This window comes from Roseibium sp. MB-4 (assembly GCF_053005265.1).
Genome location: NZ_JBRKQB010000001.1, coordinates 1753340 through 1765416 on the forward strand (window position 1 = coordinate 1753340; position 12077 = coordinate 1765416).

The window sequence follows — 12077 nt, forward strand, 5'->3', positions numbered from 1 at the left end:
CGCGTTGCCCTGGTGGGCAGGTCCCAAAGCGGCGTTGCATACAATGAAAATCGCGTGCCCAAGCCGCTTCCGTAGCTTCGATAGATATGCCGTTTATTTCTTGCGTCAGACTGGCGCAGTGCACTGCCATGTCTTCAAACGAAAAACCGGCGCAGAAGCTGCGCCGGCCTGAATTTTCAATAAGAATACCGCGCGTTATTCGGCGGCTTGGAGGAAGTCGCCGCTTTGATGATCGCCATCATTGCCGCCGTCTTTGCGGGTATTGAGTTGTTCAAGGACAACACGGCGTTTGTCCGCGGCCTTTTCCAGGTTCGCTTCCTTGACCGGGCCAAACCCGCGGACCAGATCCGGCACCCGTGCCAGCTCTACGAGGAGACCGTAATTGCCGTTCGGCAAACGGGTGATGATCTCCGCAATGTCCTTTTCGTACTGACCTATTAGGGCCCGTTCCGCACGGCGCTCCGCGGTCCGGCCGAATGGGTCGTACCATTTGCCGCGCATGCCTTTGAACCCGGCAAGGAGTTTGAACGCGGTAAAGATCCACGGTCCGAATGCCATCTTCTCCGGGCGTCCGGTTTTCGGGTCTTTCCGGTGAGCCAGCATCGGCGGGGCCAGATAGACCTTTAGCTTCTTCGGATCTTCGAACCGCTGCGCGATCTTTTCCTTCAAAGCCGGATCGGAATAAAGGCGGCCGACTTCATACTCGTCTTTGTAAGCCATCACTTTATAGAGCAGATCAGCAACGGTTCTGGAGAGGCGCATTTGCCCCGGGCCATGAGCTTCGTCCGCTGCCTTCACTTTTTCAACGAGATCCCGGTAACGGGCCGCATAGGCTTCGTCCTGATACCGGACGAGCTCGTCGGCATTGAATGCAATTTTTTCATCCAATGTGAACGTGCGCGGCTTTTCGCTCGCTGGCAAAGCCTTCAACAACAGTTCAGCGTCGGTAGCCAGAACACGGCCGGCGCGGAATGCCTTGATGTTGCCGGCCACTGCCGCCCCGTTCAGCTGCAAGGCTGTTTCAATGGCATCGCCGGAAACCGGCAGGGCGCCCGATTGATAGGCCATGCCCACGAGCAGCATGTTGGCAAAGATCGCATCGCCGAGCAGCTTTTCAGCAATTCCGGCCGCATCCATCGCGAGATATGTTCCGGATGCCGCCTTCAAGGCCGCGTCCATCTTCTTCTCATCGAAAGACAGGGTTTGCTTCAGGACAAACTCTGCAGTCGGGGCAACCTTGGTGTTTGCCACTGTCACGGTCTGGCCACGGTGGGCGAGTGCCAGTTGTTCCGCATTCGTGGCAACGACCATGTCACTTGCGATCAAAAGATCGAGGCTTGCGGCCGGAACCCGGGGACCTTCAATGGCGCGGTCAATGGATGCGAAGCGAACATGCGAGGTCACCGGCCCGCCCTTTTGCGCCAGTCCCGTCATGTCCAGGGTCGAGGCTTGCTTGCCATCGATATGCGCCGCCATTGCTAGAACAGCACTGATTGTGGTGACGCCCATGCCGCCAATGCCGGCAACCAACGCGTTCTGCGTCCGATCCAGCGCTGGCAGAACCGGTTCCGGCAGCTGTTCGACCAGAGCATCGATATCCACGTCAGCCTTTTTCGGCTTTTTGAGCGCCGCACCGTCGATCTCGACGAACGACGGACAGAAACCCTTGATGCAGGAAAAGTCCTTGTTGCAGCTGGACTGGTTGATGACCCGCTTTTCGCCAAACGGCGTTGCCAGCGGTTCAACCGAAAGGCAGTTGGACTGGACCGAGCAGTCACCGCAGCCTTCGCAGACGCGATCGTTGATAAACAGGCGCTGATCCGGATCCGGGAACAGCCCGCGCTTCCGGCGGCGCCGTTTCTCGGCTGCACAGGTTTGGTCGTAAACGATTACGGAAACGCCGTTGAAGGTCTGCAGGTCCTTCTGCACATCCATCAACTCGTCGCGATGATAGACCTTGGTTCCGGCTGCAATTGGTGTCCACGATCCGTAGGCATCCGGATTTTCGGAGACCACCGCAATGCGTTCTACGCCTTCAGCTTCCAACTGACGGGTAATCTGCGGAACACTCAACTGTCCATCATGCTTCTGACCACCGGTCATGGCCACGGCATCGTTGTAAAGGATCTTGTAGGTGATCGGCACCTTGGCCGCGAGCGCCTGACGGATCGCAAGGATACCGGAGTGGAAATATGTGCCGTCGCCGACGTTTGCGAACACATGGCTGTCACCTGAGAACGGCTGCTGACCAACCCAAAGGACGCCCTCACCGCCCATCTGGATCTGGCCTTCCGTGGTCCGGCCTGCCATTTCGGTCATGGCATGACAGCCGATACCCGGCATGGACCGGGAGCCTTCCGGCGTCTTGGTCGAGGTGGAGTGCGGGCAGCCAGAACAGAAGTAAGGCACACGGGAGGCGCGTTCCGCATGGCCTTGCGCCCACATGGCCTGCTTGGTCATGCGCGCGGCAACGGCCTTCATTTCTTCGGTGACGGCATTGGCCGGCAACCACTTCATCAAACCTTCGATCAGCTCAGCAACGGAGATCTCCAGAACATCGGACAGGAACGGCGATCCGTCCGGGCGGCGTTTGCCCCAAATCTCGGGACGGCTCATGTCCGGCCAGTGATAGGAGATTTCCTTGATCTGCGGCTCCATGAAGGCCCGCTTGTGCTCCACGACCAGAAGTTTCTCCGCACCGCGGGCAAAGTCCCGCAGGCCGAGCGGTTCCATCGGCCAGGTCATAGCAACCTTGTAAATCCCCAAGCCCAGCGCTTTGGCCTTGTCTTCGGTCACACCCATGAGATCGAGCGCCTGAAGCAGGTCCCGATAGGCTTTGCCGGAAGAAACAATGCCGAGTTTCGGATTTTGCCGGGCACCGAAGGTCACACGATCCAGGCCGTTTGTGCGAACATAGGCTTGGGCTGCAGGGATCCGGAGCTCACGCACCAAGCGCTCTGTTTCCAACCGGTTGCCGAGCAGCAGATCGCGGTTTTGATGATAATCCTTGCGCGGATCACCCTCCAGAGGGCGAACCATCCGCAGACGGTTTGGCGATACATTGATGGTGGCGGACGCATCCATTGTGTCGGCCACACAGATCAACGCCGTCCACAAACTGGAAAAGCGGGACATCTCAAGCCCGTGCAGACCGTAGTCGAGAACGTCCTGAATATCCGCCGGGTTCAGAACCGGCATTTCGGCATGCTCGAAGAAGAATTCGCTCTGCGCAGGCAGGATGGAGGACTTGGCAAGGTGATCGTCACCGGCCAAAGCCAGAACACCGCCGTTGCGGTCCGTGCCAGATGCGTTCCCCTGACGTAGCGCGTCGCCAGCCCGGTCAACACCTGGGGCCTTGCCGTACCAGATGCCAAAGACGCCGTCATATTCTGTGGGCCGTCCGACACCGCCCTCACCGCGCAGTTTTTGGCTTCCCCAAACTGCGGTCGCCCCAAGTTCCTCGTTCACGCCAGGCTTGAAAACAACTTCAAGGCTCTTCAGGTGCCGGTGGGCGCGCTCCAACTCAGTGTCATATCCAGCCAGCGGCGACCCGCGGTATCCGGAAATGAAACCACCGGTTTTAAGACCTGCCTGCCGGTCCAGGCGCGCGCGGTCCAGAGCCAATCTGACCAGCGCCTGAATGCCTGTCAGATACACACGACCGTCCGTCGCGGTGTATTTGTCTTCAAGGCTGATATCGGACACAAGCACATCCATTCGGTATTCTCCTCCTACGCCCCCGGGGCGGCCCTCTGCGGCGAACTTCCATTTCCGATTAATATCGTCCTTTTCAGCAGCGATTTCTGTGCTATCGTCACTGCAATTCGTCACTAGGCAGCATAAAATTTCCGAAAATGACCCAATGACCGAAAAGAATCTTCTGGACCCGTCCGACATCCGTGTTTTGCGCGTTTTGCAAAGGGATGCCTCCCTTTCAATCGCAGAAGTCGCCAAAGAGGCCGGCATGAGCCAGACCCCTTGCTGGCGCCGCATCAAGCGGTTGAAGGAACAAGGCATCATCAAGCAAATTACCGCGATTATAGACCGCGAAGCTGTGGGCCTTGGCTTTGTCGCCTATTCCTTCGTCAAGCTTGCCGTTCCCAGTCGCGAAAACATGGAAACGTTCGACAAGCTCGTCCATCATTGGCCGGAAGTCGTTATTTGCGAACGTATCACAGGTGCTGTCGATTACCTCATCAAGGTGGTAACCGATGACATCAAGACTTATGACGACTTCCTGCGCCTGAAGCTTCTCGATAATACATTGGTATCTGACGTTCAGTCACGTATCGTTGTCAACACGGTAAAGGATACCGCCGCACTGCCTCTTCGCGAGAATTGAGACGCGCTGTACATTGCCTCCTCTCCAAAATTCACTGTTTGTTTGGCTATTGCATGGAACAGTGAATCCTCCCGTGTGTTTGTCAGGCAGTGACTTGGGAAGGTTTTTAGGCGTGCTTCGGAAAATCGGTCTGTTTTGCATATGCTGTCTTTTGGCTGCGACGTGGCAAACATCGGCGACAGCACGCCCTCTCATCATTGCCGCCAATCCTCAAGCCCCCTTCAAATACGAGGCGGACGGACAAGTCCGCGGCATCGACATCGAAGTCATGGATGAGGTCCTGCGCGAACTCGCGATAGACTATGAAGTGCTGCTTATTGAATCCGACCAGCGCCTGCAGGTCGAAGCCAAAGCTGGTCGGATCGATGTGCTGCTATTGTATTCGCAAAACGAAGACCGCCGCACCTTTCTGGACTATCCAAGCGAAAGCTACATCGATCTGGACTGGAATTTCTTCATCAGGGCGGAAGATCGCGGCAAGTTCACGTTTTCGAAGTTCGATGACCTGCGCTCAATGACGATCGGTGCAACGCATGGAATTTCCTACACCCCGGAATTCTGGGACGCGGGCCTCCAGCTGCAACTTGTCTCAGAGAATTCCCTGCAGATCGACAAGCTGCTCGCAGGCAGGATCGACGCGGTTCCGATGAACACCATCTCAACACTGCACCAGGCTCATATCGGCGGCTATCGCAACAAGATCGATTTTCTTCCAAAGCCAATGAAGTCGAAAGCCTATTACAACGTCTTCTCCAAAGCCTCCACGCACCCGGATATGGACAAGTTAAAGACCGACTACGACCGGATTATCCGCCGCATGAAAGACGACGGATCGATCGACCAAATCAAGGCGACCTATATCGGGCCTTCCAGCTAGAGATCTTATCGGCGAACATTTTCAGCCTCAACCACGCCACCCAGCAATTCATCGATGAATAGAGAAAGCAGCTGAGGGCGGCCCGAAACGCCCGCTTTGCGGTAGATCGCATTGCACTGGGCTTTGACCGTCCCCTCTGCCGTCTGACGAAAGGCGGCAATCTCCGCGATCGAAAAGCCTTTAAGAGCCAACAATGCGACATCGGCCTCCGATGGCGTGAGTTTCCAAAGTTCAAAATGCTCTTCAAGAAGGCTAGCAAAAGCGCCAGACGCAGCCTTGACCTGCTGTTCCATTCGCTTCTGCCGCTTGAGGCCTCTTCGGATTTCAAAACCGGATGCGATCAAGCCAACGACCAAGGCAGTAATTATCAGATACTCCAGACCATCACTTTCAAGTATCCCAATAGCCTGTTCTCCAAAGATGGCCCCGGCAACTTCCTCAGAAACAATGAAAAGCACGCAAATTGCCTGGAGGCCGAACAACGCCCAAGGAGAAACGGCTTTCCAATCGGCTTCCTTCAACATGGCAAAGTGAAATCCATATTCTCTTAGATGAAATGACGCTGTTGTTGACTAGCTTTGCCAACGCGGCCTGTCCAGCGTGGTTAGAAATTAGAAGGACAGCAGACAGAAATTGATAATAAAAGGGCCCGACCGGCAAGAGCGGGGGTTCTCCTAAGGCGTTTGCCAGCCGGGCCGACCAATGGAGCTTTAATCGTGATCTTTTTGGTCGCGATCACCGTCAGTATCTAGCTCCATTTCCAGAACCCGACCTGACAGTGCATCGATCACGATCTCCATCTCATGGCCATCTAGTATTACTTCGGCTTCAAGCTTCCCATGCTCGGGCTCGATCTCTGAAACGACGTAACCACGGGAAACCAGAACAGCACGAATTGCCTTTTCGTTGTTGCCAAGTGTCTCGCCCAACGTAACGGTCTTGAAAGCGGGATGATTGCCATAAATCCGGCGACTGCAACGGCTTTCATGAAAAATGTCATCCCAGACCCATTGGTTGGATACGCATCTACCTTGGAGGTCGCATCAACCTGACCTCTTAAGCACATCGATGGATCTAGGCGGCTACGGTAACGACAGCCATCAACCGAAAGCCTATAAACCGTCCGATAAACCATGGTTTACGAGTTCCACCGCCGTCTCAAGGAAACTCTTGGCAGCCGGCCATATTTTCACAGCGTGTGCAAACTCAGCTCAGAAACCGGTTAGGCGAGACGCCCGTTAAATCCGCAACAAGAGGTTTGTTGGCAATCATATCGGCCATGATCTGGCCGGAGACCGGTCCGAGCGTAAAACCATCATGGCCATGGGCGAAATTGAGCCACAACCCCTTTACTGACGGGGATGGTCCAATGACCGGAAGAGAATCCGGCACACAGGGCCGGCTTCCCACCCATGGTTCATCATGAAGCGCGCGTCCGAGAAAAAAGATCTCTTCTGCCCTGCGCCGGACCTGTTTGATGATCTGCAGGTTCGGCGGCGCGTCGCGTCCTGCCAGCTCCACACCCGTCGTCAGCCGGATGCCGAAGTCTGTGGGAGTTAATGCAAACCCGTTGTCGATGTCCACGACGGGGCGCGACAGGGACGCCCCGGAGAGCGGCCTATAATGCATGTGGTAGCCGCGCTTGACGGCCAGCGGATACTGCTCGCCGAGTTTCTTCAGGACATCCATCGACCAGGCGCCCAAGCAGACGACGGCATTGCGGGCGAACACGGGCCCACGTTCTCCCTCGAGGCCCCACCCGCCTCTCTGGCGGATCAGCTTTTTGGCGTCTGCGCGAAAATACTGGCCACCATTTTGGATGTATCCCCGCCAGAATGCATCGACGACAGCAGCCGGATTGGAGACCGACCAGCTTTCGGTCCAATGCACGGCCTTCATGCCTGAAAGCTTCAACCCAGGCTCCAGAACACTGGCTTCTGCGCCGTCCATTTCCTTGTAATCAACACCGTAGATCCGGGCGTAGTACCGGGACATATCATCTGCATCAAAACTGGCTGGCGTTCGGTACAGGTGCAGCCAGCCCCCCTTCCGGTAGAACCGGCCGGCATTTGATTGCTCCGCAAGATCTAGATGCGCTTTCACCGCCTGTTGGCGCAACGGCATGATGGCCCGGCAATATGCCTCTGCCGCCTCGCCGTAACTTGCCCGGACATACTGCCGGATCCACGGGAGCATCTTCACTAAGGTAAGCGGTCTGTACGAAAATGGTCCGCCAAGATTGAAGGATGACTTCAGGAACGCCGCCGGGTTTTTCGGTAGGCCTTGCGGGACGAACCCATTGTGCTGGACGACGCCTGCATTGCCTGCAGAAGCTTCGCCGCCCGGATGCTTCCGATCGATCAAAGCGACATCCAGGCCAAGGCGGCGCAAATGCGCTGCGGTCGAAACACCGACAATTCCGGCCCCCAGAACCATCACATCAAATGTCTGCATCTGTTTCGAAGTTGTCATGGCCCACAGTCCGACGGCAGGACGCCATCGTGATTGGCAAGTCCGGTCAAGTTCCCTTAAAAGAACCGCAAGTCCCTGCCCACACGCGATTTTCAGGAGTTGATTTTAAATGATTCGGATGCTCGCGGTAGCTGTGGCATGGATCGGTCAGCATGGAACGGCCGCTTTGGCTGTGAGTATCTTCATCGGCATGGCGCTACCAGCCCTATCGGAACATCTGCGACCCTATCTCGGTGTTTCGGTCTTCAGCCTGCTGGTGCTGGCTTTTTTGAGGGTCGATATAGAAGCCATCAAACTGCGCTTGAAACGACCGACCCTTCTCCTCACCGCACTCGTTTGGATGATGCTCGGTGTGCCGTTGATTGCTTTTGCGGCCGTTCAGTTGATTGGACCGGAAACGCTTGGACCTGAGCTTGTGCTGGCCTTGTTTATCTCCACGGCCGCCCCGCCGGTTATGGCCGCGCCGGCCTTTATCTATCTCCTGGGCCTGAATGGAACGCTCAGCCTTGCGCTTTCCGTTGCGGCCCTGATCATCACGCCGCTTTCGGCACCTTTCATCGGCGAGTTGATGTTGGGGGACGCCTTGCCGCTGAGTATCGGTGGCTTGGCTGCGCAACTGTCATTTCTGCTTGTTGGGTCATTTCTCACTGCAATGGTGATCCGCCGGATTGCCGGACAGAAACGAGTTGCAAACGGCGCAAACATGATCAGCGGCTTAAATGTTCTCTTGCTTTTGATCTTTGCGATTGCTGCGATGGATGGCGTTGCGGCGAGTTTCGCGGACAAACCGGGCTTTACCCTCGGCTTGACCGCGATCACTTTCTGCCTCGCCTTTGCACAGATCGGTGTGACCCTGCTCCTGTTTTCGCCCGCAAGCCGAGAAGATGCCTATGCCATCGCGCACACTTGCGGCACGCGCAACATGGGGCTGATGGTCGCCGCCTTTGGCGGAACACTGCCAGAGCTCACGTGGCTTTGGTTCGCAGTCGGACAATTCCCGATCTATATTTTGCCGATGGTCCTGAAACCGTTTGTCGGATGGTTTTGCGGACTAAAGCTCAAAACTGTGACGCCGCAGACCTGACAGACCTAAAACCCGGCGATACTCTCTTGAACAAATCACAGGGAGACCGGTCATGCGTTTCTGCAAACTGCTCGTTGCTTTTTTTGCGGTCATAACAGGCTCAATGTCGGCAGCCATTGCTGGCGATCAGGCCCGTTTGGACATTCTCGGCTACTCTGAAGATGGCCGTTACTTTGCCTTTGAGCAGTCCGGAATTCAGGACGGCTCCGGTTTTCCCTATTCAGAGATATTCGTGATCGATGTCCATGAAGACAAATGGGTGAGCCCGTCTCCGTTTCGTCGCCGCGATGAAATCGACGACAGCAACGGCTACAATCCTGTGGCGCTCCTGAAGGCTGCCCGGGCCGCCAACAGGGCCGCTGCAGACCCGCTTCTCAATTCCCTCGGTATTGACGGCCACGGACTGACAGTCGGCAGCAATCCGATCACGGAAATCTCCGCCAATCCTTTCAACATGAAGGTCAATCTGCGCCCAGTCGTCCCCCCAATCGATGAGCCGATGGAGATCCAGTTGATGGAATTTCCCCTGCCCGACGACACGTGTGCCAGCTATGGCGCGGCCACCAAGGGGTTCCAGCTCAACACGATCTATGGCGGAGAAGCGCGCGTCCGGCATCTGGATAAAAGTCTCCCAAAAAGCCGCGGGTGCCCGATCGGCTACCGGATAGACAAAGTCGTCAGCTATTTCCCGGAAGGTAAACCACCTGTCATCACCCTAATCGTTCACATGGCAACCCACGGCTTTGAAGGGCCTGACGGCCGGTTTCTCGCCATCTCCGGACGGCTGTGAACAGTTTAACCGATTAGGAGCGAGCTCTTTGACTTGCCGGTCTGCCGGACACGTGGTAGCGCGGCGCCAACAGTCTATGACCGGCGTTGCCGCCGCCCGCAGGAGATCCGTAAATGCCGCGCGAGATAATTATTGCACCGTCCGTCCTTGCCTCTGACTTTTCCAAGCTCGGCCAGGAAGTCCGCGAGGTTGTCGAGGCGGGAGCGGACTGGATCCACCTAGACGTGATGGACGGCCATTTCGTTCCGAACATCACTTTCGGCCCGGATGTCATCGCCAAGATGCGCCCGCACACAGACAAGGTGTTCGACACGCATTTGATGATAGAACCTTGCGATCCTTACCTGGAAGCCTTTGCTAAAGCCGGGTCAGACATCATCACCGTGCACGCCGAAGCAACGACGCATCTGGACCGGTCGCTGCAGGCCATTCGCGCCCTCGGCAAGAAGGCGGGCGTGTCGCTCAACCCGGCAACGCCGGAAAGCGTTCTAGAATACGTGCTCGACCGGCTCGACCTCATCCTTGTGATGACGGTGAACCCGGGCTTCGGTGGTCAGAAGTTCATTGAGGCCATGGTGGAAAAGACAGCCCGGATCAAACAAATGATCGGCGATAGACCAATCGATCTGGAGATCGATGGCGGCGTCACGCCCGAGACCGCTCCGCTGGTTGCAGCAGCAGGTGCCAACGTCCTCGTTGCCGGATCCGCCGTTTTCAAGGGCGGTACAGTCGACGCCTACATGTCCAACATCGATGCAATCCGGACTGCGGCTGCGAACGCCTAACAGAAGCAAAAACTCTTCGCCAAACACCTTTTGATCCGGCTGTCCCTTCGGCTAAGCTGAAGTGCAAAGTCTGGGGGTGTCGTTTGGCACATATGCAACGCAACATTGGGCTGCTCGGCCTCACGTTTGTCGCAATCAGCGGCATACTTGGGTCAGGCTGGCTGTTTGTTCCGATGATCGCCGCGCAATCTGCCGGTCCGGCCTCGCTTATTGCCTGGTTGATCGGCGGCGTTGCCATGCTGTTGATTGCGATCACATTTGCGGAAATCTCCACAATTCTGCCGGTCGCTGGCGGCATCGGGCGGGTTCCTCAGTTTTCTCATGGAACAGTCGTCTCGATGGCCATGGGATGGACCGCTTGGGTTGGCTACAACACGGCAGCTACTATCGAGGTCGAGGCCATCCTTCGGTATTCCAAGACCTTGGCCCCCTGGCTTTATTCCAATGAAAACCAGCTCAGTACCGGAGGGCTCGCAGTCGCCCTCGTGCTCCTGGCCGTTTTCACCGTGATCAACGCGTTTGGCGTCAAGCTCTTCGCTAGGATAAACACGGCATTGACCTGGCTGAAAATCCTCGTGCCGGTTCTCCTGGCGATCGTGATCATCAGTCTCAGCTTCAAACCGTCCAACTTCACCAATCATGGCGGCTTTGCACCGGAGGGTCTGAAGGGCATCCTCGCCGCCATCTCTTCCGGCGGTGTGATTTTCTCGCTCCTTGGCTTCCGGCATGTCATCGATCTGGCCGGTGAGGCAAAAAATCCGAAGGTTAATATCCCGCTCGCCCTGATCCTGAGCCTTTTGATCTGCCTGTTTGTCTATGGCGGACTACAGATTGCATTCCTTGGCGCATTGGATGCAGCCCAGCTACAAAACGGCTGGTCAGGACTGCATTTCGGCGGCGACCTCGGCCCCCTCGCGGCACTGGCCACAGCCGTTGGCGCACTTTGGGTCGTCAGCTTGCTGGACACCACAGCCAGGATTTCCAGTTTCGCCTCCGGCCTCGTTTCGGTGGGGTCCAACGCCCGGCTGGGGCTTGCTATGGCTCAAAACGGGCTGTTCCCGAAATTCATGGAAACGTTGTCGGACAAGGGCGTGCCGCTGTTTTCGCTGCTCGTCAATTTTGCGGTCGCAGCGCTCTTTTTCTTTGCGCTCCCCTTCGATGAAGTGCTTGCATTGAACACCTCAACCATCGTTCTGTCCTTCATTGTCGGACCGATCGCGGTGGTCGCCTTGAGAAAGCTGCTTCCTGATGCGCCCCGTGCCTTCACCTTGCCCGCCGCGCCAGTTCTTGGCTGTCTAGCTTTTGTCGTTGCAACCCTGATCATCTACTGGACCGGCTGGCATACCATGCTTCATTTGGGGCTCAGCCTTGCGGCAGGATTTGTGCTTCTGATGATCCGCGGATATCAAATCGGTTACGCCAACCTCGATTGGCGGGAGGCATCCTGGCTGGTGCCCTATCTCGCCGGGATTGTCGTATTTTCTTATCTAGGCTCCTTTGGGGGCGGATCTGGAATTTTGCCGCTCGGCCCGGACATTCTTCTGATCGCAGTGTTCGCAACGGTGATCTATATCGGAGCCATTCACCTGAGACTGCCGCAAGAAAAATTCGCCCGCTACATGGCGCAGGAGAAGATCGAAGAGTTGGCTGAATACGGCACCCTGGAAGACGACATCTATGAAGGGCCGTTTCGAAAGACCGGACGCGAATGAGTGTGTTTCGCGAGA

At 56.4% G+C, this 12077-nt stretch carries 10 protein-coding genes; 6 read left to right on the forward strand and 4 right to left on the reverse strand.

Annotated elements, in window-relative coordinates; genetic code table 11:
* Nucleotides 1–195 precede the first annotated feature (195 nt).
* Nucleotides 196–3717, reverse strand: coding sequence for an indolepyruvate ferredoxin oxidoreductase family protein (locus ACVDG4_RS08170; protein WP_447234673.1), 3522 nt, complete (start codon nt 3715–3717; stop codon nt 196–198).
* A gap of 145 nt (nt 3718–3862) precedes the next feature.
* Between ACVDG4_RS08170 and ACVDG4_RS08175 the strand changes: the two genes are divergently transcribed.
* Both ACVDG4_RS08175 and ACVDG4_RS08180 read left to right on the forward strand, forming a co-directional pair.
* Entirely contained in the window at nt 3863–4342 is a 480-nt protein-coding gene (locus ACVDG4_RS08175; RefSeq protein WP_008196258.1) for an Lrp/AsnC family transcriptional regulator, read from the forward strand.
* A 151-nt stretch (nt 4343–4493) separates the two neighbouring features.
* On the forward strand, nt 4494–5219 hold the full coding sequence (locus tag ACVDG4_RS08180; protein ID WP_447234674.1) for a substrate-binding periplasmic protein: 726 nt from the start codon (nt 4494–4496) through the stop codon (nt 5217–5219).
* Between the two features lie 5 nt (nt 5220–5224).
* Here ACVDG4_RS08180 and ACVDG4_RS08185 read toward each other — a convergent pair whose 3' ends face one another.
* From ACVDG4_RS08185 to ACVDG4_RS08195, 3 genes are all read right to left on the reverse strand, one after another.
* Nucleotides 5225–5743, reverse strand: coding sequence for a helix-turn-helix transcriptional regulator (locus ACVDG4_RS08185; protein ID WP_447234675.1), 519 nt, complete (start codon nt 5741–5743; stop codon nt 5225–5227).
* A 186-nt stretch (nt 5744–5929) separates the two neighbouring features.
* On the reverse strand, nt 5930–6148 hold the full coding sequence (locus ACVDG4_RS08190) for a PepSY domain-containing protein (protein ID WP_447234676.1): 219 nt from the start codon (nt 6146–6148) through the stop codon (nt 5930–5932).
* Nucleotides 6149–6425: 277 nt separating this feature from the next.
* On the reverse strand, nt 6426–7691 hold the full coding sequence (locus ACVDG4_RS08195) for an NAD(P)/FAD-dependent oxidoreductase (protein WP_447234677.1): 1266 nt from the start codon (nt 7689–7691) through the stop codon (nt 6426–6428).
* Between the two features lie 109 nt (nt 7692–7800).
* On the opposite strand from ACVDG4_RS08195, the gene ACVDG4_RS08200 reads away from it, so the two are divergent.
* From ACVDG4_RS08200 to ACVDG4_RS08215, 4 genes are all read left to right on the forward strand, one after another.
* The gene (locus ACVDG4_RS08200; RefSeq protein ID WP_447234678.1) at nt 7801–8775 is read left to right on the forward strand and encodes a bile acid:sodium symporter family protein; all 975 of its coding nucleotides are present in this window, start codon (nt 7801–7803) and stop codon (nt 8773–8775) included.
* Nucleotides 8776–8827: 52 nt separating this feature from the next.
* A complete protein-coding gene (locus ACVDG4_RS08205; RefSeq protein ID WP_447234679.1) occupies nt 8828–9565 on the forward strand; it encodes a DUF2259 domain-containing protein in 738 nt (245 codons plus the stop codon).
* Nucleotides 9566–9678: 113 nt separating this feature from the next.
* Nucleotides 9679–10350 carry a ribulose-phosphate 3-epimerase gene (gene rpe / locus ACVDG4_RS08210; RefSeq protein WP_447234680.1) on the forward strand — a complete coding sequence of 224 codons (672 nt, stop codon included), beginning with the start codon at nt 9679–9681 and terminating at the stop codon, nt 10348–10350.
* A gap of 92 nt (nt 10351–10442) precedes the next feature.
* Nucleotides 10443–12062, forward strand: coding sequence for an APC family permease (locus ACVDG4_RS08215; protein ID WP_447235100.1), 1620 nt, complete (start codon nt 10443–10445; stop codon nt 12060–12062).
* The last annotated feature ends 15 nt before the right edge of the window (nt 12063–12077 follow it).